26 protein-coding genes and 1 other annotated feature are annotated in these 24,476 nt (G+C 43.0%); all 26 genes read right to left on the bottom strand.

Annotation, left to right across the window (positions count from 1 at the left end; genetic code table 11):
* Positions 1-25 precede the first annotated feature (25 nt).
* The 26 genes from pyrE to ACTJKA_RS05390 all read right to left on the bottom strand — a co-directional run bounded on the left by pyrE (position 26) and on the right by ACTJKA_RS05390 (position 24,469).
* Positions 26-664, bottom strand: coding sequence for an orotate phosphoribosyltransferase (gene pyrE, locus ACTJKA_RS05515; RefSeq protein WP_017359346.1), 639 nt, complete (start codon positions 662-664; stop codon positions 26-28).
* A 7-nt stretch (positions 665-671) separates the two neighbouring features.
* On the bottom strand, positions 672-1,376 hold the full coding sequence (gene pyrF / locus ACTJKA_RS05510; RefSeq protein WP_017367211.1) for an orotidine-5'-phosphate decarboxylase: 705 nt from the start codon (positions 1,374-1,376) through the stop codon (positions 672-674).
* Positions 1,348-2,280, bottom strand: a complete 933-nt coding sequence (locus tag ACTJKA_RS05505) for a dihydroorotate dehydrogenase (RefSeq protein WP_017359348.1) — start codon at positions 2,278-2,280, stop codon at positions 1,348-1,350. Before ACTJKA_RS05505 ends, pyrF begins: the two co-directional genes overlap by 29 nt.
* On the bottom strand, positions 2,274-3,050 hold the full coding sequence (locus ACTJKA_RS05500; RefSeq protein ID WP_322536383.1) for a dihydroorotate dehydrogenase electron transfer subunit: 777 nt from the start codon (positions 3,048-3,050) through the stop codon (positions 2,274-2,276). The genes ACTJKA_RS05505 and ACTJKA_RS05500 overlap by 7 nt, the downstream gene beginning before the upstream one ends.
* The gene (gene carB, locus ACTJKA_RS05495; protein WP_035700695.1) at positions 3,047-6,262 is read right to left on the bottom strand and encodes a carbamoyl-phosphate synthase (glutamine-hydrolyzing) large subunit; all 3,216 of its coding nucleotides are present in this window, start codon (positions 6,260-6,262) and stop codon (positions 3,047-3,049) included. Before carB ends, ACTJKA_RS05500 begins: the two co-directional genes overlap by 4 nt.
* Positions 6,247-7,341: a carbamoyl phosphate synthase small subunit gene (locus ACTJKA_RS05490; protein ID WP_019743288.1), complete on the bottom strand. Its 1,095-nt coding sequence runs from the start codon at positions 7,339-7,341 to the stop codon at positions 6,247-6,249. The genes carB and ACTJKA_RS05490 overlap by 16 nt, the downstream gene beginning before the upstream one ends.
* Positions 7,338-8,624 carry a dihydroorotase gene (locus ACTJKA_RS05485; protein ID WP_008344934.1) on the bottom strand — a complete coding sequence of 429 codons (1,287 nt, stop codon included), beginning with the start codon at positions 8,622-8,624 and terminating at the stop codon, positions 7,338-7,340. The genes ACTJKA_RS05490 and ACTJKA_RS05485 overlap by 4 nt, the downstream gene beginning before the upstream one ends.
* On the bottom strand, positions 8,608-9,531 hold the full coding sequence (locus ACTJKA_RS05480; protein ID WP_017367206.1) for an aspartate carbamoyltransferase catalytic subunit: 924 nt from the start codon (positions 9,529-9,531) through the stop codon (positions 8,608-8,610). Before ACTJKA_RS05480 ends, ACTJKA_RS05485 begins: the two co-directional genes overlap by 17 nt.
* A 130-nt stretch (positions 9,532-9,661) precedes the next feature.
* Positions 9,662-10,990 (bottom strand): uracil-xanthine permease family protein, encoded by a 1,329-nt coding sequence (locus tag ACTJKA_RS05475; protein WP_144625892.1) that lies wholly within the window; start codon positions 10,988-10,990, stop codon positions 9,662-9,664.
* 155 nt (positions 10,991-11,145) lie between these two features.
* Positions 11,146-11,688, bottom strand: coding sequence for a bifunctional pyr operon transcriptional regulator/uracil phosphoribosyltransferase PyrR (pyrR, locus tag ACTJKA_RS05470; protein ID WP_007499718.1), 543 nt, complete (start codon positions 11,686-11,688; stop codon positions 11,146-11,148).
* Between the two features lie 170 nt (positions 11,689-11,858).
* On the bottom strand, positions 11,859-12,773 hold the full coding sequence (locus tag ACTJKA_RS05465; RefSeq protein ID WP_074042037.1) for an RluA family pseudouridine synthase: 915 nt from the start codon (positions 12,771-12,773) through the stop codon (positions 11,859-11,861).
* Positions 12,770-13,237 (bottom strand): signal peptidase II, encoded by a 468-nt coding sequence (lspA, locus tag ACTJKA_RS05460; RefSeq protein WP_008344942.1) that lies wholly within the window; start codon positions 13,235-13,237, stop codon positions 12,770-12,772. Before lspA ends, ACTJKA_RS05465 begins: the two co-directional genes overlap by 4 nt.
* A 94-nt stretch (positions 13,238-13,331) precedes the next feature.
* Positions 13,332-13,706 carry a TraR/DksA family transcriptional regulator gene (locus tag ACTJKA_RS05455; protein WP_144610134.1) on the bottom strand — a complete coding sequence of 125 codons (375 nt, stop codon included), beginning with the start codon at positions 13,704-13,706 and terminating at the stop codon, positions 13,332-13,334.
* A 160-nt stretch (positions 13,707-13,866) separates the two neighbouring features.
* Entirely contained in the window at positions 13,867-16,632 is a 2,766-nt protein-coding gene (ileS, locus tag ACTJKA_RS05450) for an isoleucine--tRNA ligase (protein WP_007499722.1), read from the bottom strand.
* Between the two features lie 59 nt (positions 16,633-16,691).
* Positions 16,692-16,929: a binding site (T-box leader), on the bottom strand.
* A 59-nt stretch (positions 16,930-16,988) separates the two neighbouring features.
* Positions 16,989-17,483, bottom strand: a complete 495-nt coding sequence (locus ACTJKA_RS05445; protein WP_008344947.1) for a DivIVA domain-containing protein — start codon at positions 17,481-17,483, stop codon at positions 16,989-16,991.
* Positions 17,484-17,509: 26 nt separating this feature from the next.
* The gene (locus ACTJKA_RS05440; protein ID WP_025207303.1) at positions 17,510-18,286 is read right to left on the bottom strand and encodes an RNA-binding protein; all 777 of its coding nucleotides are present in this window, start codon (positions 18,284-18,286) and stop codon (positions 17,510-17,512) included.
* A 54-nt stretch (positions 18,287-18,340) separates the two neighbouring features.
* Entirely contained in the window at positions 18,341-18,622 is a 282-nt protein-coding gene (locus ACTJKA_RS05435) for a YggT family protein (protein WP_017367203.1), read from the bottom strand.
* Between the two features lie 6 nt (positions 18,623-18,628).
* Positions 18,629-19,087 (bottom strand): cell division protein SepF, encoded by a 459-nt coding sequence (sepF, locus tag ACTJKA_RS05430; protein ID WP_017359354.1) that lies wholly within the window; start codon positions 19,085-19,087, stop codon positions 18,629-18,631.
* 1 nt (position 19,088) lies between these two features.
* Positions 19,089-19,778 (bottom strand): YggS family pyridoxal phosphate-dependent enzyme, encoded by a 690-nt coding sequence (locus tag ACTJKA_RS05425; protein ID WP_175580589.1) that lies wholly within the window; start codon positions 19,776-19,778, stop codon positions 19,089-19,091.
* A gap of 6 nt (positions 19,779-19,784) precedes the next feature.
* Complete coding sequence (gene pgeF / locus ACTJKA_RS05420) at positions 19,785-20,648, bottom strand: peptidoglycan editing factor PgeF (protein ID WP_156060494.1); 864 nt, start codon at positions 20,646-20,648, stop codon at positions 19,785-19,787.
* A gap of 212 nt (positions 20,649-20,860) precedes the next feature.
* Positions 20,861-21,097, bottom strand: a complete 237-nt coding sequence (locus ACTJKA_RS05415; RefSeq protein ID WP_008344958.1) for a YlmC/YmxH family sporulation protein — start codon at positions 21,095-21,097, stop codon at positions 20,861-20,863.
* A gap of 79 nt (positions 21,098-21,176) precedes the next feature.
* Positions 21,177-21,953: an ABC transporter ATP-binding protein gene (locus tag ACTJKA_RS05410; RefSeq protein WP_017367201.1), complete on the bottom strand. Its 777-nt coding sequence runs from the start codon at positions 21,951-21,953 to the stop codon at positions 21,177-21,179.
* Between the two features lie 129 nt (positions 21,954-22,082).
* Positions 22,083-22,439: a PTS glucitol/sorbitol transporter subunit IIA gene (locus ACTJKA_RS05405; RefSeq protein ID WP_007499733.1), complete on the bottom strand. Its 357-nt coding sequence runs from the start codon at positions 22,437-22,439 to the stop codon at positions 22,083-22,085.
* A gap of 26 nt (positions 22,440-22,465) precedes the next feature.
* The gene (srlE, locus tag ACTJKA_RS05400; RefSeq protein WP_024720315.1) at positions 22,466-23,476 is read right to left on the bottom strand and encodes a PTS glucitol/sorbitol transporter subunit IIB; all 1,011 of its coding nucleotides are present in this window, start codon (positions 23,474-23,476) and stop codon (positions 22,466-22,468) included.
* 13 nt (positions 23,477-23,489) lie between these two features.
* Positions 23,490-24,020 (bottom strand): PTS glucitol/sorbitol transporter subunit IIC, encoded by a 531-nt coding sequence (gene srlA, locus ACTJKA_RS05395; protein WP_003210918.1) that lies wholly within the window; start codon positions 24,018-24,020, stop codon positions 23,490-23,492.
* 17 nt (positions 24,021-24,037) lie between these two features.
* On the bottom strand, positions 24,038-24,469 hold the full coding sequence (locus ACTJKA_RS05390) for a transcriptional regulator GutM (protein ID WP_008354650.1): 432 nt from the start codon (positions 24,467-24,469) through the stop codon (positions 24,038-24,040).
* Between the last annotated feature and the right edge of the window lie 7 nt (positions 24,470-24,476).

Raw genomic sequence — 24,476 nt, 5'->3', positions numbered from 1 at the left:
GCTTTTTTAAAAAAGGACAAGCTTTTTAGACCGTTTCTTCCATCCAAGATTCAGACGAAGGATCCTGTCTCCAGCGTTTTAGTTTATTCATAGCAGAAGGCTCGATTGCTTTTAGCTCAAGTGCCACTTCTGTCAGTGTGTCATAGTCTGTCAGCGTGACATAGGGAATGTTTTTCTCTTGAAAAGCCGCAGCTGCTTTTGGCAGTCCATAAGTGAAGATCGCAACAACTCCGAGTACGTCACAGCCTTCTTCTTCTAGAGCAGCCACAACTTCAAGAACGCTGCCTCCAGTTGAGATGAGGTCTTCTACGACAACCACCTTTTGTCCAGGTGATACGGCTCCTTCAATTTGATTTCCTTTTCCGTGTGCTTTTGGTTTACTTCTTACATAACACATCGGTACATTCAGACGATCAGCTGCTAATGCCGCATGAGGAATGCCAGCTGTAGCTGTACCTGCGACAACTTCCGCTCCTTCAAAATGAGTGAGAATCAAGTCTTTTAAACCTTCCGCAATGTCCCCTCTGACCTCAGGATAAGACAAGGTGAGGCGATTGTCACAGTAAATCGGTGATTTGATACCGCTCGCCCATGTAAATGGTTCGTCTGGTTTTAAAGAGACAGCTTTGATTTGTAATAAATGCTTCGCGATTTTCGTTTTCATCCGGCAGTCACTCCCACTCTTTCAAAATTTGTTGATAAGCTTCCACTGGGTTTGTGGCTTTTGTGATCGATCTTCCCACAACAATCTGTGAAACACCCTGTTCTTTGGCAAAGGCAGGTGTCGCCACACGCTTTTGGTCATCCGTTTGATCATTTGGTAAGCGAATTCCTGGCGTCACAGTGAGAAAGGAAGGAGAGATTTGTTCATGAAGCTGTTTTGATTCATGAACAGAGCACACCACACCATCAAGTCCACTTTCATATGCCAATTGTCCATAATGAAGCACAGCCTCTTGCAATGGGCGGTCAATTAGTAATTCTTTTTTCATCATATCTTCTGACGTGCTTGTCAGCTGGGTCACTGCAATAATGCCTGGGCGATTTTGCCCGGCAGGGGTTCCGCTTTCAAGCCCCTCTACGGCCGCTTGCATCATTCTTTTCCCGCCGGCTGCATGCACATTCACCAAATCAACACCAAGTGCAGCAAGCCTGTTCATCGCTTTTTGCACAGTTGTTGGAATGTCATGAAGCTTCAGATCAAGGAAAATACGGCAATTTTTTTCTTTCAGTGCGTCAATAATGGCAGGACCTTCTTGGTAAAACAGCTCCATGCCGACCTTTACGAATAATGGAGTGCCTTCAAAACGATCTATAAAGGCGTGCGCCTCCTGTCCTGATGGAAAATCAAGCGCGATGATGGGCAAGTGCTTCATGTTTCCAGCTCCTTCCGATGCATTCCTCTACAGATGAATACCCATAAGCCGCTAACACATTCGGCAGTTCATCAATGATTTCCGGGCAAATAAATGGGTTCACAAAATTGGCTGTCCCAACAGCTACCGCACTTGCGCCAGCTAGTAAAAATTCAAGTACATCTTCAGCGCTTTGCACCCCGCCCATCCCAATAATCGGAATAGAAACGGCCTGACTGACCTCATGCACCATTCGGATGGCAACAGGTTTTACAGCAGGACCTGATAAGCCGCCTGTTTTATTGGCAAGAATGGGTTTGCCTGTTTTTAAATCTAAACGCATCCCAATCAAGGTATTGATCATGGTGAGTCCATCCGCTCCAGCCGATTCAATCGCTTTAGCAATCTCAACGATATTGGCTACATTAGGTGACAGTTTCACATAAACAGGAACGGAGGAAACTTCCTTAACAGCTTTTGTCAATGTAGCCGCCATTTCTGGATCGGTCCCAAAGGCAATTCCGCCTGTTTTCACATTCGGACACGAGATATTCAGTTCAAGGGCGTGAACATTGCTTGCTTGACTAATTTGCTTTGCTACTTCAACATAATCATCAACTTGTGATCCAGCAACATTGGCAATAATAGGGGTATCGAACTGCTCAAGCCAAGGTAATTCATGTTCAAGCACGCCTTTTAGACCTGGATTTTGGAGACCAATCGCATTCAGCATACCGGCTCCTGTCTCAGCTACCCTCGGTGTCGGGTTGCCAAATCTCGGTTCAAGGGTCGTGGCTTTAATCATGATGCCGCCCAGCAAGGAAAGGTCATATAATGATGCGAATTCTTTTCCAAATCCAAAACAGCCTGATGCAGGAATGATTGGATTTTTTAAAGATAAGCCGGGTAATTCGATGTTTAGCATGATAGCGCCACCTCCTCCGCTTTAAAAACAGGTCCATCCAGACAAACTTTAACGTACGGTTTCTCGTGCTGATCGGTATGACAGACACAAGCAAAGCATGCACCGATTCCGCAGCCCATTCGTTCTTCCATTGAAATATAGACAGGCTTATCGGGATAAGAGTCTTTTAGTGCTTTTAACATAGGTGTCGGTCCACAGGAAAGCAAGACATCAAAGTCCAGCTCATTCTCTTCAATGACATTTGTCACGAAACCTTTCGAACCATATGTCCCATCAACGGTTGCGATAAACGTATCTCCGAGTGCTTGAAACTTCTCCTCATAAAATACATCCTTTTTCGATTGAAAACCGAGAACATGTTTTACGATGACGCCTTTTTTCGTTAACCGCTTAGACAGTTCATATAACGGAGGCACACCGATTCCTCCACCGACTAATAATGCAGTCTGTCCGGCCTGAACGACTGAAGGGTCATAGCCGTTTCCAAGCGGTCCTAACACATCGACTGACTCTCCCGCCCGCTTTTGGGAAAGGAGCTTTGTGCCCTCTCCCTCTGCGCGGTAAATGATGGTTGCTTCTTGCTTTTCGGCATGAATGTTGGCAATACTGATCGGTCTTCTCAGCAGCGGTGTCATGGATTCACTGACCTTTATATGAAGAAACTGTCCAGCTGTTTGAAAGGATTCAACAAGATCACCCTTTAATGTCATTTCGTAAATATGATCAGCGATCTCTCGGTTTGAGGCGACCGTCAAGTATGCTTTTTTCATATCGTTACTGTCACCTCAGCATTCGTTTTCACTTCTGGCATTTCATCTGCTCTAAAAGTCATGCTCTCTAGCACTCTTAAAATCGCTTCTGCTGTATCTAGTGACGTTAAGCAAGCGACACCATTTTCAACAGATTCACGTCTAATTCTAAAGCCGTCTCTTGCCGGCTGTTTTCCTTTTGTTAAGGTGTTGATGACAAATTGGGCTTCACCATTTCGAATGACATCCAGCAGATTCTTTCCTTCTTCTCCTATTTTGCCGACAACACTTGATGGAATGGAAGCTTGTTTTAAGTAATTCGCTGTTCCTTCTGTTGCTAAAATATGATAGCCGATGGAATGGAATCTTCTTGCAATCTCAAGTCCTTCTTCTTTATCTTTATCAGCCACTGTCAGGAGCACCGTTCCGTCTTTTGGAATTTGAATGCCTGATGCAATCAATCCTTTGTAGAGGGCTTTTTCGATTGTGACATCTTTCCCCATGACTTCACCTGTTGATTTCATTTCAGGCCCTAGTGTAATATCTACTCTTCTTAGTTTTGCAAAAGAGAAGACTGGAACTTTCACATATACGCCTTCTTGCTCAACATGAAGCCCTTCTTGGTAGCCATAGTTTTTCAGTTTTTCTCCTAAAATAACCTTTGTAGCTAAGTTCGCCATTGGAATGCCTGTAATTTTACTTAAGAATGGGACAGTCCGGCTTGAACGCGGATTCACTTCAAGTACATACACTTCACCTTTTGATAGCACAAATTGAATGTTCAAAAGTCCAATGATGTTAAGGCCTTTTGCGAGTTTAATCGTGTATTCTGCGATTTTCGCTTTGATGTCCTCAGACAAAGTTTGCGGCGGGTAGACCGCAATCGAGTCTCCAGAGTGAACGCCGGCTCTTTCAATGTGTTCCATAATGCCTGGTATGACAACCGTTTCTCCGTCAGACACAGCATCTACTTCAATTTCTTTTCCTGTCAAATACTTGTCAATGAGCACTGGGTGCTGCGGATTGACTTTCACCGCATTCTCCATGTAGTGAAGGAGCTCAGCTTCTTGATACACAATTTCCATTGCACGGCCGCCTAATACATAGGAAGGACGGACAAGCACGGGGTAACCGATTTGATTCGCAATCGCTACTGCCTCTGGCACAGACGTTGCTGTCTTACCTTTTGGCTGCGGCACGCCGAGAGTTTCTAATGTTTGTTCAAACTTGTCACGGTTTTCCGCACGGTCAAGGTCTTCAAGCGATGTTCCAAGTATCTGAACCCCTCTATTTGATAATTCATCTGCTAAGTTAATCGCTGTTTGTCCGCCAAACTGAACGACGACACCTTCTGGTTGTTCAAGGTCGATGATGTGCATCACATCTTCTACAGTGAGTGGTTCAAAGTAGAGCTTATCTGAAATACTAAAGTCTGTTGAGACGGTTTCAGGGTTGTTGTTAATAATAATGGCTTCATAGCCTGCTTGTTTGATTGCCCACACTGAATGAACGGTCGCATAATCAAATTCAACCCCTTGTCCGATTCTGATTGGACCTGAGCCTAGGACGATGACACTTTTCTTATCTGTCCGTTCGGATTCATTTTCATCTTCATATGTGCTGTAGAAATATGGTGTTTCTGATTCAAATTCTGCCGCACATGTGTCCACCATCTTATACACAGGAACGATGCCTGCTTCTGTTCTTAGGTTATAGACATCTGCCTCATTCATATTCCATTCGCGGCTAATATAAATATCTGAGAAACCTTTTTCTTTCGCTTCTTTTAAAACGTCTACATTGCCTTTGTTTTCTTTTAGTGTCTTTTCAAAAGCGATGATGCCTTCCAGTTTATGAAGGAAGAAGTAATCAATTTTCGAGAATTCATGAATCTGTTCGACGGTATAGCCTCTTCTTAGCGCCTCAGCGATATAAAACAGACGTTCATCTCCTGCTTTGATAATCCGCTTTTCAAGCACTTCGTTTGTAATGTCCGCTTCGTCTTTTAATTCAATGTGATGCACATCCGCTTCAAGTGAACGAACAGCCTTTAAAAGAGACTCTTCTAATGTGCGGCCAATTGCCATGACTTCACCCGTTGCTTTCATTTGTGTTCCAAGTCGTCTGTTAGCAGATTCAAACTTATCAAACGGCCAGCGCGGGATTTTTGAAACGATATAGTCGAGTGCTGGTTCGAACGCTGCATATGTTTTACCTGTGACTGGGTTCATCATTTCATCAAGTGTTAGGCCGACTGCGATTTTCGCTGCAAGTTTTGCAATTGGATATCCAGTTGCTTTAGACGCAAGAGCAGAAGAACGGCTCACGCGCGGGTTTACTTCGATAATATAGTATTGGAAGCTGTCTGGATCAATCGCCAGCTGTACGTTACATCCGCCTTCAATGCCAAGTGCACGAATCAGCTTGAGTGACACATTACGAAGCAGCTGATATTCACGATCACTTAGCGTTTGACTTGGTGCCACAACGATACTGTCACCTGTGTGGATGCCGACAGGATCAAAGTTTTCCATGTTACAAACCACAATGGCATGATCTCCGCTGTCACGCATAACCTCATATTCAATTTCTTTAAAACCTGCGATACTTTTTTCAAGCAAACATTGTGTCACCGGACTTAACTTCAGTCCATTCTCGACGATTTCTTTTAATTCTTGCTCATTTGTACAAATACCGCCGCCTGTGCCGCCTAGTGTATAGGCTGGTCTAACAATGACTGGGAAACCGATTTGATCTGTGAATGCCATCGCTTCTTCAAGGTTATGGATGATTTCACTTTCTGGTACAGGTTCATTTAATTCATTCATTAGATTACGGAATAAATCTCTGTCCTCTGCTTTTTGAATAGCTGACAGCTTTGTGCCTAGTACTTCAACACCGCATTCAGCGAGTACACCAAGATCTGATAATTCAACAGCAAGGTTCAATCCAGTTTGTCCGCCAAGTGTCGGCAGAATCGCATCAGGACGTTCTTTTCGAATGATTCGTGTTAAAAATTCTGGTGTCAGTGGTTCGATGTATACCTTATCGGCCATTTCTGTATCTGTCATGATCGTCGCAGGGTTAGAGTTCACAAGAACGACTTCATAGCCCTCTTCTTTTAGCGCTAAGCAAGCCTGTGTGCCTGCATAGTCAAACTCCGCTGCCTGACCGATGATGATTGGACCTGAACCGATCACTAAAATCTTTTTGATATCTACGCGTTTTGGCATACTTCTTCCCCTTCTTTCTCAGTTGTATGAATCATGTCCATGAACTCGTCGAATAAGTAGTTCGCATCTTCTGGACCCGGTGATGCTTCTGGGTGATACTGGACAGTGAATGCTGGTGCTTCTTTATGTTTTAATCCTTCAATGGTATTGTCATTTAGCGCAATATGTGTGACTTCAAGCACGTCTTCATTAATGGCGCTAACCGTGTAACCGTGGTTTTGAGACGTCAGAGTTACCTTGCCAGTTGCTAGTTCTTTGACTGGATGATTGGATCCTCTATGCCCAAATTTCATTTTTTCTGTACTTGCGCCGCACGCAAGCGCGAATAACTGGTGTCCCAGGCAGATACCAAAGAGTGGTACCTTTCCAATCAGCTGCTGAATCATTTCAACCGCTTCTGGCACATCGACTGGATCCCCAGGTCCGTTTGAAAGCATGATGCCGTCTGGTTTTAACTGTAATACTTCATCTGCCGTGATATTGTATGGCACCACAATGACATCACAATCTCGCTTATTGAGCTCGCGCAAAATGCCGTGCTTCATGCCGAAATCGACAAGCACAATTCTTTTGCCTCTTCCTGGGCTTGGATACGCATTTTTCACAGATACTTGGCTTACTTGATCTGTTGGTAGCTGCATCGTTTGAAGGCGGCTTACAACGTCTTCTACTTGTTCATCCGGTCCTGCAAAAGCTCCTCTTAATGTACCTGCACTTCGGATCATGCGCGTGAGCTTGCGTGTATCAATGCCGCTAAGACCCGGGATATTTTTCATTTTTAAATACTCATCAAGTGAGTATGAAGAGCGCCAGTTTGAAGGCTTTTCACAAAGCTCTTTCACGATCAGCCCTTTCACAAACGGTGTGATCGATTCAAAATCATCACGGTTAATGCCGTAGTTGCCGATCAGCGGGTAAGTGAGTGTGACAATTTGTCCGCAGTACGACGGGTCAGACAAAATCTCTTGATAGCCTGTCATCCCTGTGTTAAAGACGACTTCTCCGACTGACGGTTCTAAGCTGCCAAAGCCTGTTCCTTCGAATACTGTTCCGTTTTCTAGCACTAAGCGTCTCTTCATTTTACTAGTCTCCCCTCTTCATAAACGACTTTCCCAGATGCAAGTGTCATGACCGGCCATCCTGATACAGTCAATTTGTCAAACGGTGTATTTTGTCCTTTAGATAAGAAGCTTTTTTTGTCAATTGCCATTTCTTTGTTTAAATCAATCAGTGTGATATCAGCGATTTGACCTTCTTCCAGCTTTCCGTATGGAAGAGCAAAGGCTTCTGCTGGTTTGATGGTCATATAATCAACAAGTTCTTTTAATGTCCATTCCCCTGTTTTCACAAAACGTGTGTACAGAAGCGGGAACGCTGTTTCAAGTCCAACAATCCCAAAAGGTGCCCTCTGCATCGTTTCGTTCTTTTCTTCTTCTGTATGCGGTGCATGGTCTGTGGCGATAAAATCAATCGTGCCATCTAAAAGCCCCTCGATCAGTGCCTCGCGATCTTCTGCTCCTCTGAGCGGCGGATTCATTTTATAGTTTGTGTCAAGACCTGGAATGTCTGCATCACATAAGAGCAGGTGATGTGGCGAGACCTCAGCCGTCACACGAATGCCTGCTTTTTTTGCATCGCGTACCACTCGGACGGATTCCTTTGTGCTGATATGGCATACATGATAATGACAATTCGCTGCTTCTGCTAAGAGGACATCTCTTGCAATATGCACCGATTCACAAATTGACGGTATCCCGTTTAACCCATTTGCTTTTGAAAAGTCTCCTTCATGAACGCATCCTCCATAAATGAGTGAGTTATCTTCACAGTGCGCCACTATGGCTTGATCAAGGCTTGCTGCCTTTTTCATTGCTTCGTACATCATGCCTGCGGTTTGAATACCTACACCGTCATCCGTAAAGGCAAAAGCGCCCGCTTCTTTTAACGCTGCAAAGTCTGTCATCTCTTCGCCAATTTGTCTCGTCGTGATGGAAGCGTATGGCAGTACTCTTACAGAGGAGGTCTCTTTGATTCGATTCATCAGCCATTCCATTTGTTCTTTTGTATCTGGAACTGGCCGTGTATTCGGCATCGCTGCAATGGTCGTATACCCGCCCCTTGCTGCTGCCTTAGAACCTGTTTCAATGGTTTCTTTTTTCTCGCCGCCTGGCTCTCTTAAATGCACATGCAGATCAATCAAACCTGGTGATACAAATAGCCCTGCTGCATCAATGACTTCTTCTCCGTCTTCTCTTTCTAAGTGACCCATTGCTTGAATCACTTTTCCTTCTACCCTAATATCCTGCTGCACTCTTTCCCCTGTGCTTGATAAGATAAAACCGTTTTTAATGAGATATGACATAGACAGAATCTCTCCCTTTTTGATGTAGTCTGCTATTTTGAAAAGCTCTTTTTAACACAGCCATTCGGATATACACACCATTTTCCATTTGTTTAAAAATCCTTGACTGCTTTGACTCTACTAATGAATCATCTATTTCAACACCTCTATTTACTGGTGCTGGATGCATAATAATCGCTCTTTCTTTCATTTTGCTTGCCCTGTCTACTGTTAATCCATAAGTCGATAAGTAACCCTCGTTGCCCATCTTTTCTGAGTGTCTTTCATGCTGAATTCTCAGCAGCATCACCACGTCAGACCGCTTCATGGCTTCGTCCACCTCGACATACGTTCCATGAGGATTTTGTTCATCTTGGAAGGAAGCTGGTCCTGAAAAGAGCACTGTCGCTCCTAGTCTTGCGAGGACTTCAGCATTGGACCTTGCCACCCTGCTATGTTTGATATCACCATGAATCGAGATCGTTAAGCCTTCAAAACCGCCAAACTCTTCAAAGATCGTCATCAAATCCAGCAATGATTGTGTAGGGTGCTGTCCGCAGCCATCTCCCGCATTAATGATTGGAATCCCGACCTTCCCAATCAGCTCTTTGTAATATTCGTCGGTACTGTCTCTGATGACACATGCCTTCACTCCGATGGATTCAAGTGTTTTCACTGTATCGTAAAGGGTCTCTCCCTTTTGAACAGAGGTACTTGCTGCGTCTAGGTTCAGCACATTCATTCCAAGTTTCTTCTCTGCCACCTCAAAGCTAAAACGCGTTCTTGTACTTGGTTCAAAGAAGAGGTTCGCTACAAATTCACCTGCTAAACCATGTTCCTGTTTCCCTTTTTTCAATGCACATGCTTCTTCAATCAGCTGTAAAATTTCTTCCTTTGACAAGCTGCTCATTGTCGATAAATCATTCATTTTTTCTGCCCCCTCTAGTTTTTCATCACTTTCAGGTTCAAAAAAACCCTAAGCCTCGGCAGCTTAGGGTTCTCCAAAAGAAGCAGGGGTGCTTTCGCACGTTCTGCTCCGTTTAGAACCCTTGTCAGCCTCACTGGACTTCTTTTAAAAGGTTTTCGGTATTCGATTCATTTGACTCATCATCTTCTGCCTTTTGATGCGGCAGAATCAGGTTTAGCAGGACGCCAGTAATAGCAGCGAGTGCCATTCCTGACAGCGTCAGATTGATTTGTTTCACCTCAATGAATGCCCCGCCAATACCAATGACTAAGATGACTGATGCGATAATGAGATTGCGCTTTTCTTCAAAATTCACTTTATGATCAATCAGGATTCGCAGTCCGCTTGAAGCTATGATTCCAAAGAGCAGGAACGAAACGCCTCCCATAACCGCGGACGGTACTGTACTGATTAATGCTGAAATTTTCCCAACAAAGCCGAAGCAGATCGCAAACACCGCTGCTCCGCCGATGACGAAGATACTGAACACTCTTGTGATGGCAAGGACGCCAATGTTTTCTCCATAAGTCGTTGTTGGAGGTCCGCCAATGAGTGATGCAAAGATCGTCGCTGCACTGTCTCCTAAAATGGAGCGGTGAAGACCTGGTTTTTTAATAAAATCCTGCCCGACCACCTTGCTTAACACGACTTGATGGCCGATGTGCTCAGACATGGTCACAAAGGCAACTGGCACCATCACTGTGAGAATGCTTAAGGTCACAGCAGGAGTATAGTCGACAAATGGTACAACAAAGTCTGGTACAGCAAACCATTTTGCAGCAATGACCGGCTGGAAGTTCACAATGCCTTGTGTTAAGGCAAAGAGGTAGCCGCTGATAATGCCGATTAAGACTGGAATCAAGCTAAGGAATCCTCTTAGGAAGATCATACTAATAATGGTGACGGCGAGCGTGAAGCCTGCAACCATTAAGTGCTTCAGGCTGTAAACAAGCTCCTTTGCATTTGGATCCACGTACATCGCCATGTTAACAGCTGTTCCAGCGAGTCCGAGTCCGATGACCATAATAACGGGTCCTACAACGACAGGCGGCAGAAGCTTCATTAGCCAGCCTGTGCCGAGCCATTTGATAAATAATGCGATGAGTGCATATGCCACACCAGCCATAAAGGCACCTACCATTGCGGCTCCAGGACCGCCGGTGGCTTTTACATTCAAGATAGGGGCGATAAAGGCAAAGGATGATCCAAGATACGCCGGAATCTGCCCTCTTGTGATGATTAAGTACACAATGGTTCCAACCCCGCTTGAGATGAGCGCAACGGCTGGGCTCATCTCAATGATCTTTGGTACAAGAATGGTTGCACCAAACATGGCAAACAAGTGCTGCAGGCTGAGTGACAGCCATGTGAACGGTTTTGGGATATCTCGAATGCCTAAATTGGCTTTTTGCTGACTCATGATTTTCCTCCTAGATGTGTCCTTTTTCATTAAAAAAGCCTCTTTGCGAGTATGCGCAAAGAGGCCTAGAAAAACCGTACACGTCACTTTAGCCGTGTGCTCGGTGTCTCTGTTATTGCCCTCTTTGCAAACTCTCTGGAATGCATTTAAAAAGGTTATTTTTCATATATAGCGACAAGGTCGTTTTGATCTACTTCATTGAGCTGAACCATGACTGTCTCAGCTTTTGATGTCGGGATGTTTTTCCCGATATAATCTGCCCGAATCGGCAGCTCCCGGTGTCCCCGGTCGACTAAAACAGCCAGCTGAATGGAAGATGGTCTTCCTACATCCACAAGCGCATCCATAGCTGCTCTCACCGTTCTGCCTGTGAACAGAACATCATCCACAACAATGAGTGTTTTGTCATTAATGTCAGCTGGGATGTCTGCACCCTTGACAAGCGGGTCTTGGTTCTCTGTCTTTTTTGTCAGGTCATCACGGTATAGCGTAATATCAAGTTCACCCACAGTCACGGGGTTTCCTTCAATTTGCTCGATGCGCTCTGCAAGGCGCTTTGCAAGATGAATACCTCTTGTCTTGATCCCGGCTAGGATGACATCCTTCATCCCTTTGTTGCGCTCAATCATTTCATGTGCAATACGGGTAAGCGCTCGTCTTATCGCTTGTTCATCAAGAATGACTGCTTTTTGTTCCATCTTTTACACCTCTTTTTGACAAATAAAAAGCCCCTTCTGCAAAGGGCAGAGAGGGGCGCTCATTTGTGCATACTCGTGCACAAATTGATCCGTTATCCTTCTCAGCCTCTCTGGACTGTTTTAAAGAATCTCAATTTCTTCGTTTATTATTTCAAAAAAAGAACGGCCTGTCAATCGTTATTTCTTAATGAATCGATAAAGCCCTGCATATCAGCTGGAATTGGAGCTGTAAACTCCATATATTCTCCTGTTCTAGGGTGATCAAATCCTAACACGCCTGCATGCAGCAGTTGTCCATTGAAATCAACCGTTTTTCTCGGGCCATATTTTGGATCTCCGGCAAGCGGATAGCCAATGTATTTCATATGAACACGAATTTGGTGGGTTCTTCCTGTTTCAAGGCGGCATTCTACAACGGTAAAGTCTTTAAAGCGCTCCATCACATCAAAATGAGTGACTGCCTGCTTTGCATTTTCTTTTGTGACCGTCATGCTTTGGCGATCTTTTTTGTCTCGACCAATTGGTGCATCAATCGTTCCAGTATCATGCTGAATGATGCCATGAACAACGGCTGTGTATTTTCTAGTGACCGTTTTCGCCACCAGCTGATTGACGAGTGATTCATGCGCCATATCATTTTTTGCGACCATTAAAAGCCCTGACGTATCTTTATCAATCCGGTGGACAATTCCTGGTCTCATCACACCATTAATGCCTGACAAATCATTGCAATGAGCCATGAGGCCATTGACAAGAGTACCTGTCACATGTCCTGGTGCTGGATGAACGACCATTCCTCTTGGTTTATTGACCACTAGTACATCTTCATCCTCATAATAAATATCAAGATCCATTGATTCCGCTTCTACATCTAGTGCTTCTGGATCTGGAATCTCTACTTTGATTTGATCTCCAGCTTGTACTTTATAATTGGCCTTCACTTGTTTTCCATTTACTTCGATGAGCCCATCTTTCACCCACTGCTGGACTTGGGTTCTTGACCATTCTGGTTCAGTTGTGCTTAAAAATTTATCAAGCCGTTCACTCGTTTGTTCTTCTGAAACGGCAATGTTTACTTGATTCATGTAGTTGACTCCTTATTTTTCTTTCCATCTAAAAGCATTTGAATAAAGAGCAGAATGACCCCCACACATAGAGAGGAATCTGCGATATTAAAGATTGGATAATGATAATCCCCAAATACGAAATGAGCAAAATCAACCACTTCTTGACGGAAAATACGGTCAATAAAGTTTCCAATCGCTCCGCCAAGCATTAAGGCAAGCGCTACGCCAAGTAGCTTGTCCTTTTGTCCATGTTTTTGCAAATAATAAACAATTCCTGCAATAACAACGAGTGTGATCACATAGAAAAACCACATTTGTCCTTGGAGAATCCCCCATGCGGCTCCTGAATTTCGGTGGGATGTGATGTAAAAGAAGCCATCAATCACAGGAATAGAATCACCGAGCATCATATGTTTGACAATGAGCCATTTTGTTAATTGATCTAAACAAATTATCACGAATGCGATTATGTAATAGAACACACACGTTCCTCCATCTTCATACTTTGGTCTTTAAGCATTTTATCAAGAAAACAGGATGGAGTAAAGAAACTTTAGTTGACAGACAAAAACCTCCCTACATGTGGAAGGCTTCAAAATGAGAATCGTTTGATTCGTGAGGATAAGGGGTGAATGATTTTTTCTCGTATTGCTTATGATATAAAAAGTCGTCAGTCGTACGAGCAGTCGGAAGAATACTCATTTGTTCAATGGGCATTGTATGCCCAGTCGCCTCACATATGCCATAAGTTCCTTGTTCAATTTTTGCAATCGCGAGCGAAACATCTTGCAGTTCTTCTTTGATGTGATAAAGAAGCGTGGTCGTTTTTGCTTGATCGAACGTGACATGTTCAGCGGGTGAACGCAATGATGCATATTCAAACAGTTTCGATTGCAGTTCTTCTCTCATTTGAAGGAGTTCCATGTAAATCGTCTCTAGATCGCCATTCATGTCGCTGTTTCAACTCCTGCCCTGTCGTGATAATCATATTGTTGCCCCGCCTGTTTACTTTAAAGCCATAAGATTTTTCCTTTCGTTCTAAACGCTGTCATTTTCTCTATATCAAAAACGCCCCGCTATATGCGGGGCGCTAGTTGGTGATATTGTGCTGTTAATTCTGGTAATATTTCTCCACAATTTCAGCATTTTTGAGCGACAATGTTGGGTATTTTGGATTTGCGCCAACATCTTTTGAAATAATGCGGGAGCGTTCGCACAGTTCGCCTTCTGCTTTTTGAACAACAATACGTCCTGATGTGTATTCAGGCGCTGATGCGTCTGCATGTTTCTCATCTTCTACTGTTAATTCAGAAATGATGAAGAGCTGCTTCACATCTTCTTTAATGGATGCAAGAAGGTTTTTCACTTCCTCTGTTGCATAAAGGGTCACACTTGCTTCAAGTGAACGTCCGATGACTTTCTCATTACGCGCAATTTCCAGCGCTTTTAGCACATCGTCACGTACTTCCATAAAGCGGTCAAACTTCACTTCTGTCGCTTCTGCTTGAGGAACAGCTACACCTTCTGGCATATCTGTTAACTGAACACTTGGCTCTTCAACAAAGCTTAAGTGGCTCCATAGTTCATCTGCTGTATGCGGAAGAATTGGTGCTGTCAGCTTCACTAACGCCATTAATGTTTCGTAGAAGACCGTTTGCATGCTGCGGCGGTCTGGATGATCCGCATGCTCAATGTATACCACATCTTTTGCAAAATCGAGATAGAAAGAGCTAAGCTCAATCGTACAGAAGTTGTGGATGGCATGATAGACAACCGCAAATTCGTAATCATCATAAGCTTTTTTCACTTTATCAATCAATTTGTTTAATTTGATTAAGATATATTGGTCCACTTCGCGAAGCTCTTCGACTGGTACTGCATTGACTGCTGGATCAAAGTCAAACAGGTTACCATGCAAGAAGCGGAACGTGTTACGGATTTTACGATAAACTTCTGCGACTTGTTTTAAAATGTCATCAGACACTGGATGATCGGCTTGATAGTTGACAGAAGAGACCCAAAGTCTAAGAATCTCCGCACCAAGCTGCTTCGCCACTTTCGTCGGATCAATCGTATTGCCTAATGATTTACTCATCTTGCGTCCTTCTTTATCAAGCGTAAAGCCATGGCTGAGAACACCTTTATATGGCGCTTTTCCAGTGACAGCAACTGCTGTAGATAAAGATGAGTTAAACCACCCGCGATATTGATCAGAACCTTCAAGGTAAAGGTCTGCCGGACGAACAAGGTCATCTCGTTCTTCTAATACCGCTTGGTGAGAAGAACCAGAATCAAACCATACATCCATGATATCTTGCTCTTTTGTAAATTCACCATTCGGGCTGCCTGGATGTGTAAAGCCTTCAGGCAATAATTCTTTTGCTTCTTTTTCAAACCAAATATTCGAGCCATGTTCTCTAAATAATTGAGAGACGTGCTGAATCGTTTCATCTGTGATGATTGGCTCACCATTTTCAGCATAGAAGACCGGGATTGGAACGCCCCATACACGCTGTCTTGAAATGCACCAGTCACCTCTGTCACGCACCATATTGAACAGGCGCGTTTCGCCCCAAGCTGGAACCCATTTCGTTTCTTTAATATTATCTAATAGCGCTTCTCTGAAATCTTTAATGGAAGCAAACCACTGAGCAGTTGCACGATAAATTGTTGGTTTTTTCGTTCTCCAGTCATGCGGATAGGAGTGCGTGATAAAGTCGAGTTTTTTCAATGCGCCTTTTGCTTCAAGCTGTTCTGTGATGGCTTTATTGGCATCCTCGTAGAATAGTCCTTCAAAACCAGGTGCTTCTTCTGTCATCACACCTTTTTCATCTACTGGACATAGCACATCAAGACCGTACTTCATACTTACGATAAAGTCATCTTCCCCGTGACCTGGCGCTGTGTGAACACAGCCTGTTCCTGCATCTGTTGTGACGTGATCGCCAAGCATCACAAGAGAATCTCTATCGTAAATTGGATGTACTGCAACGACCTTATCTAATTCTTTACCTTTTAACGTTTTCACAACTTCGTACTCTTCAAAGCCAAGTGTTTTTGCCACTTGTTCAACTAGTTCAGATGCGATGACATATCGCTCAGCACCCACTTGAAGCACACTGTACTCTAGGTTTGGATGTACACAAATGCCAAGGTTTGCAGGAAGTGTCCAAGGTGTTGTTGTCCAGATGATGAACTGCTCGCCGTTTTCAAGTACGCCTTTGCCATCTTTCACTTTAAATGATACGTAAATCGATGGTGAACGTTTGTCCTTGTATTCAATTTCTGCTTCAGCAAGTGCTGATTCACTTGATGGAGACCAGTTAACAGGCTTAAGACCTTTGTAAATATAGCCTCTTTTCGCCATTTCACCAAAGACAAGAATTTGCTGCGCTTCGTATTCAGGCTTCAATGTCACATATGGATTGTCCCAGTCTGCTCTTACGCCCAAACGTTTAAACTGATTGCGCTGACCTTCGATTTGTTTCCAAGCATACTCCTCACATAGTTTACGGAATTCTGCTGTCGACATTTCTTTGCGTTTGACTTTTTTATTTTTCGTAAGGGCTGTTTCAATCGGTAAGCCATGTGTATCCCAGCCCGGTACGTACGGTGCATGGAATCCATTCATTGATTTAAAACGGACAATAAAATCTTTGAGGATTTTATTGAGTGCGTGCCCCATATGAATGTCACCATTCGCATATGGAGGTCCATCATGCAAAATAAAGGTTGGGCGTCCTTTTGTCCGCTCTAAAACCATTTGATAGATGTCTTTTTCTGCCCACTCCTCTTGGATTTCAGGCTCTTTGTTCGGCAGGTTCCCTCTCATCGGGAATTCTGTTTTTGGCATTAATAAGGTGTCTTTGTAGTTCATACCTATTCCTCCACATGCAAATTCGTATTAAAAAACAATAAAAAAAGCCCTCTCATCCCATAAGGGACGAGAAGGCTTGTCTCGCGGTACCACCCTTTTAGACAAGCGCTTTGAAATTGCCGCTTATCCACTCTAAAATCGTAACGTGATCAGACGCCTTTTCTTACTCATTCATTTCAGAAAAGGAACTAAAGGGGTGATCTCATTGCAGCGTCCCGTAATGTCAGGCTTCCACCGTCCCTGATTCGCTTAATTACGCATGTGACAACTGCGAGTGTCCCTTTCAAACGTTTATCTCTTGTTAATTTATGATGGTATTATATGCAACATGAGCACGTCATGTCAAGATGATGCGCTTATTCTTTTTCGTCAAAGACAGCGTCAACTTCATATTCCAGCAAATGATCCCAATCATCATTTTTCAGAAGATCAAGCTGAGCTTCGATGAGCATTTGGAAACGAGTTCTAAAGACTTTCGACTGTTTCTTGAGCTCTTCGATTTCCATTGCAATCTTTCTTGATTTTGATAACGCTTCGTTGATAATACGGTCTGCATTTTTCTCAGCTTCACGAATGATCAATTTCGCTTCTTTATCAGAATGACGCTTCACGTCTTCTGCTGCTTCTTGCGCCACAAGAATGGATTTGTTTAATGTTTCTTCAATTGTTGCAAAATGGCCTAGTCTTTCATCAAGCTCGTTGACTTTGTCTTCAAGCTCGTTCTTTTTGCGAAGTACGATCTCGTAATCTTTACGTACTTGGCTTAAAAACTCATTTACTTCATCTTCGTCATAGCCGCGAAAACTTTTTGTGAACGTTTTATTATGAATATCATTAGGTGTTAATGGCAATCTTGCCACCTCCAGATTCAAATTCGTTATGTCAGAAGCTCAAATGTTACTTTGAATTTATCTTTTTTTGTCTTCCCATCAATTGTTTTTAAGCTAAAGCGGCCAAATCCCCTGACAGAGAGCTGATCACCTTCACCAATTGTAAAGGAAGGGTCTTCAGTGACTTTCCAGTTTACTTTGACAAGACCATTTTTGACCAAAAGTTGTGCTTTTTGCCGAGACTGACGGCTGACAGCAGCACATACAGCGTCAAGCCGCAGTGAAGAAATCGTATCTTCTTTGATATCGGTTTTGCTGATGACTGGCTGAAGATCTGCCTTGCTAATTTCCTCTAATGAAACAGATGCTCTGCCGACATGCGTCAGCTGAGCCCGAACAAAATCGGCAACATCGCTTGTACAAATAAATTGCACATTGTCCTCTGAAAACAACAAATCACCGAATTTTTGACGCTTCAGGCCTGTCCCAATGAGCGAACCGAGAAGGTTGGGGTGTTCTATCGAAATAAACTTTTTCGCATAGTTCACCTGAAAATAAGTCAGCTCGAAATCCTGTATAGACGGTGCTAAATAATCAGGATAGATCAAAGCCCTTTTTCGCTCTGCTTCCTCATACCCGCCAAAAAACATGAGACCCAGTTCATCAGAATGCTGAATCACGGACTGGGTAATGAACTGCTCACGCGGATCAAGAAAGTCTGTTAATTTCATTCGATATTGATCGAGTGCGATGTTTTTCCAGCCTAATACTTGGTCGACAAATGGCTGTTCGTCTTTTCTAAAATGTTGATAAATATCGCTCATTTTGTTCCCCTTTTATGTAAAAGAGCCTGGCAGATGCCAAGCCCGGCAGCCTGTTTACATGAATCGTACAATCATATTATAAAGACCAGTTAGTCCATACAATGATGCGAAACGAATCACAAGCAATGCCACAATTGGCGAGATGTCAATCATGCCAATTGGCGGAATAATTTTACGGAATGGTTCTAAATACGGTTCGCAAATGTTTGTCAAGAAGCGGCCAATCGCTGTTTCTCTTGCAGATGGTACCCATGACATAAAGATGTAAATAATGATCGCGAATGAGTAAATCGTTAATACAGTCTGTAGAAACTGAAAAATGTAATATAGAATCACTTTGGTTTACCACCTCTGAGGTTCTTCCTCTGTCAATAGCTCTGATATTGTGCCAGATACATCCACATTATCAGGAGTGCAGAGGAATATATTCGAGCCAATACGCTGAATGTCTCCACCGATTGCATAAACCGTTCCGCTTAAGAAATCGATGATTCGCTTTGCTTGATCGTGCTGAATGCGCTGCAAATTGACGACGACTGCACGCCGATTTTTAATATGATCTGCAATCTCTTGAGCCTCTGCATAAACACGCGGCTCACTTAACACCACTTTAGAGGATTTTTGCACGCTTTGCAAGCTGACGACATTTTGTTTTCCTGCCTGAGGACGCTCTTGAAATGCCGCTTTATCTTTTGTGTTTTTTTCTTCTTGTGCTGGTTCTCTTTCTTCATCAATATATTCGTACTCATACTCTTCATCATCGAGTGTGAAGAAGCTTTTAAACTTATTTTTTATGCTCATGTCACGCACCTCCTGTTTCATTTCCAACAAGTGAAGAGCCAATCCGAACAAATGTCGCACCTTCTTCAATTGCGATTTCAAAATCGTTTGACATGCCCATCGATAAATGCTGACAAGGTGCATTTACTTGGTTCAGTTGTTTTACCTCTTGTTGAAGGCTTTTTAATGTTTTAAAACAGTTTCGTATCACAGTATAATCATCTGTAAATGGAGCCATCGTCATGAGTCCAGCAATTTCAATATGTTTGAAATCAGCCAGCTGTTTGACAAATGGAATCACGTCTTCGCTTTGTAAACCGTGTTTTGACTCCTCAAGTGATGTGTTCACCTGTACAAAACAGCGAACCGTGTGATCCGCTCTTTTTTCAATTTCATTCGCAAGGGACATTCTGTCTAGCGAATGTAAGTAGTCAATGGTCTGAATGACAGATTTCACTTTTCGCGTCTGTAAACTGCCGATGAAGTGCCAGCTAATGTTTTCATCGGTTATGGCTGCCTGTTTTTCAAGTAACCCTTGGTCACGATTTTCACCAAAGTGCAAAATTCCGGCATCCTTTGCTTCTAATGCTCGTTCAATCGAGACATATTTTGTGACAGCGACAACCGATACATCGTCTGGATGTCTACCTGCTCTTTTACATGCTTCGTTGATTTGTTCATTTATTTGTCTGAGATTCTCTCGTACATTCAATTGCACTTATGCCTCCTTAAACCCGACAAAAGACATCATACGTCCTGTTTTCCCTTGATCACGCCGGTGTGAGAAGAAATGCTGCTCATTGCAACTTGTGCACATCGAACTGACATGTATGTTTTCTTCTTTTAATCCTGCATGAAGTAATACGTTTTTGTTTAGTGTTTTTAAGTCAATTTTGTATTGTCCTTGTGACATCTCGGAATACACATCCTCTGTTGAAAAAGGAAGCTGTTTCACTTGATCTATGACAACATCATCTACTATGTAGCAGCAGCTGCCAATGGATGGTCCAATGACGACTTGTATATGATCGGCATCAGCGCCTTCTTGGCGAACCCATGCATCAACCATGTTGGCGCCAATTTGTTTGACGGTTCCTTTCCAGCCGGCATGAGCCGTTCCAATCAGCCCAGATTGCGGCGCTAGAAAATAAAGCGGAACACAGTCAGCGAAACAAAGAGCGAGCATGATGTTTGGTTCAGAGGTGTATAAACCATCTGTTCTAGAGAGTGCTTCATCATACTGAAGACTTCCTCTTCCCTTTTGTTCCTTTGTGACTTTCATGATGCGATCCTCGTGTGTTTGGTCAGCAAACACCCAATTAGAGAGCGGCACAGCAGTAGCATCTGCAATGACTTGCCGATTCATTTGGACACTAGAAGCATCATCTCCTACATGGAGTCCAGTGTTCATTGATTGATATGGAGAAAGACTAAAGCCGCCATTTTTTGTCGTAAAACCGGCCAATATCTCTTTTCCAGAACATGTCATGTTCGTCCAATCATGAATCATCATTGTATAAGGTGATTTCTGCTGAAAGGGGTCATATTTGTCTATCAAAGCTGCCTCCCACCTTTCATTCATCTCTCTTTATATCGCTCCTATTTTACCACAAGACGTGCAAAGACAGTTAGTGGGATTCATTAAATATTACACTCAAATGTGCCCTTTCTACAGGTTTTTTTTCAAATTGATATGAAAACGTAATCTTTTTACCCGAAAAAGACATTGATTGCTGAGAATGGAGAGCTTGTTTCAAGGAAAATTTGATCTATTGATTGAGGAGTTTACACGAATTAAGAAGACAAACGGACAAGTATCACATCTTCGCCAATTTTTACTATATTTCGCCACGGGACAATCATTTCCTCTTCTTTTCCGAAAAATCCCATCATTTTACCTGTACCGCCTATGATAATCGCTTGTATTTTACCGCTCGTGACATTGATATCGATGTCTCCAATGGTACCTAATTTTTTTCCGCTGGACACATCGACAACATCTTTGATTTGGAATTCAGAAATACTGATCATCTGTCCTTCCCCGCCTTTCGTTTTCTACTATAATATGTATGATGGAAAAGCAGGGAAGCAGACCAATAGTTTCTCTTATCTACAATTTACTTAAGTGAGGACGGCCGTTTTGCCACATGACTTCGACTGGACATTCAAAAAAGGAAGAAAGCAAGTCACTTGTCATCATCTGCTTTGTCTCCCCTTTATGAAAAACAGTACCTTCTTTTAATAATAAGGTGTGCTGAAAAATCGGGAGAATCTCTTCTGCGTGGTGGGTCGTATAGAGCAATGTGGGCGCATCTGGTTTTGATGCAATCAATGAGATCGTCTCCAGCACTTGTTCTCTTGCTAAAAAATCAAGACCCGTCACAGGTTCATCTAATATTAGAAGCTTCGGATCATTCATTAAAGCTCTTGCGATGAGCACTTTTTGTTTCTCTCCTTGCGACAGGGTTTCATACGTGCGATTGGCATATTGAAACGATCCAAATGTTTTTAATAAATCAATCGCCTTCTCTCTTATCTCATCTGTAGGTGTTTCATAAAGTCCGATGGAAGCAAATGCCCCGCTCAAAACAATTTCAAATGCATTGTCATCTCTGTGCAGCTTCTTTTCAAGACCAGCAGAGATGAGACCAATTTTCTTCCTTAGTTTTTCACCAAGCGCTTCCTTGCCAAACACATGGCCTAACACCGTCATCTCACCTGACGTTGGAAAATAATATGAGCAAAGCATATTTAATAAAGCCGTTTTCCCAGCACCATTTAAACCATAAAGCACCCAGTGTTCCTGGTCTTTCACCTGCCAGTCAATAGAACGAAGCAGCCATTTTCCATTTCGTTTTAAAGAAACATCCTTCAAGTCAAGCGACACGATCTTTTCCCCCTGAATAAAAATTCTGAATATACAAATAATAACGTCTACAGCATATCGCAAATGTTTCAATCAGTAAACCTAACGCAAAAAAGCTGCTCCCTATTAAGGAACAGCTTTTTTGCATGGTTACGAAATTTCAATTCGTACGCCCTCTTTAATGTCAGGAAACGTATGCGGGGATGCAAAGACAGCTCCCGGTAATACATCATCAAACGGCTCTTGGAAGTAGATCGAAATATGGCCGAGTTCCTTAAAGTTGTCATTTGCTTTATTGCCTAAAGCAGTAATGGTATAAGTTTGGTCGCCCACTTGAATCGTTCCGCCTAATTTCAGCGGCTCTTCTTCTAAGTGTTCAAACTCATGAATGACAGACATATCTCTTAATTCCTGCGGCGCTGCTGGTCCAAATAAAACAATCAGCTTATCTTCTTTAAACTGCGGGACTAAGATCCCAATTTCTTTTACGACAGATTGTGTTACCATGTATCTCGATTCCTCCTTTAATACGTTTAATACATACCGAAGCTGGCAACGTATGCGATCACAACAGATAGAACGCCTGTAATGAGACGGCTATACAAAACTGCTGGTACCCCATATTGTACCGTTTCCGGCTTCGCTTCACCAAGTGATAGCCCCACCGGGATAAAGTCACACCCTACTTGACCGTTGATCGCAAACAGTGCTGGAAGAGCAAATTGAGGCGGAATATTCCCTAGTGCAATTTGACTACCAATGAGAACACCGATGACTTGTGCAATGACTGCCCCAGGTCCTAAGACAGGCGATAGGAACGGTAAGGTACAGACAACAACGAGCAGTAAGAGCCCCCATAAAGATCCTGCCAAAGGTGAAAGGAAATGGGCAATCAGATCACCGATTTTTGTATAATTGATAATTCCAATTAACATACTGACAAAGGCCATGAATGGAATAATGTTTTTAAGGAGCATATCAACAGAATCACGACCAGCTTGATAGAATGTGCCGGTTACTTTCCCGATTCCTCTTGAGAATCTCATGAGGAAATTCCCTTTTTCTTGACGTTCGATATTTTCCTCTTTCAGTTTTGAATAGGTTTCTTTGAAATTCTCTTTGTCAATTGGGCCGCTGCTTTCTTGACCTTCTACATTCCCTTCACTATCAGATGCTTCCGCAAAGGAAATATCTTTTTCTGTGACACCTGATACGAAGATATCCTCTGTAATGTGTTTTGCAAGCGGTCCAGAAGGAGAGGATGCCAGCACATCGACAGTTGGAATACGTTTCATTGGATAAAGTCCGATTCGCGCTGTTCCTCCGCAGTCAATGACAACACACATCATTTCATCTTCTGGTATAGAATTTTTAAAACCATCACATGCTTCTGTCCCTGTCATTTCTGCAATTTTACGTGCAACTGGGTGAATGCCTCCTCCTGTAATGGAAACGACCTTTCTTCTTTTACCGGTTGGTTCAAGCTCTAATCCTTTTCCCCATCCGCCAGCACCTTTTGCAACAAATACTTTGTGGTTTGTCATGTCTAACCCTCCCCTATTGTGAATTCGCTTTCATTTTTCCTGCTAAGTACTTTGTGATCCATTCCGTAATGATTCCGCGAAGTAAAATGACAACGATCCCGACTAAGAAGTAACGAACAGCCAGCTCTGACATAGAGTATCCAGCTTCTTTAATCCCGTTCGCAATTCCTAAGTAGACAAACAGTTCTCCTGCGTTGGCATACGGGAACAGCGATGTCACCGGATGAACAAATGAAACAGCTGAATCATAGAATGCTGGTTTTTGTTTTTCAGGTAAGAAGCGGCCAAACGTATAAGCCATTGGGTTTGTCAAAATAAGAACGGATAAGATCGGCATTAACGTATAGCGCAAAATGGTATATTTCGCTGCAAACTGAATCGCTCTATTCACTCGCTCTTCTCCAATAAACTTCATGACAGCATAAGTGAAAGTAAGTAACACAACAAGCGTTGGAACGATACCTGTAACAAGACCCATGAATTGCTTTCCGCCGGCTTCAAACATCCCGATAAAGTGCTCTCCAAACCATTGAATCCATTCCATGTTTCATCTCCCCTTTCTTAGTTCACATTTGTTATATTTTTTTTAGAAATCGAGACAAGCGCCTGCTCCGCTGCCATGGAGAGTGCTTGCATGACAGCTGGTCCCCTTTTGCGCTTTTTCAATGTTTGTTTCATCATGTGATGCTCATCAAGCACAGCCCCCACATGTTTTCCTTCATAGGAAGGCAGTTCCTTAAATTTAGACAAAATCGAGACGCCACCCAGCACATGACACTTTTGAATGATGTATGATTCATCGACAATGATGAGCGCAATGGCTCCAGGACCAAATTTGCGCCGCTCCATTCCTGAAAACAAGTGATAGCCTTGTTTCCCTTTATAGTCGTCAATCAGTGAATCCATGCTTTTGCGGTAGTACTTGATTTGAATAAACGATAAACCATACTGCACAATCAGAATAATGCAAAGTACGATTGCTAATTTTTCCATAGCCTCA

The sequence above is a fragment of the Bacillus sp. 22190 genome, assembly GCF_052045575.1.
Lineage (GTDB): Bacteria > Bacillota > Bacilli > Bacillales > Bacillaceae > Bacillus > Bacillus altitudinis.
Note: the sequence above shows the minus strand (reverse complement) of the source record. Positions and strands in the feature narration are given on the sequence as shown.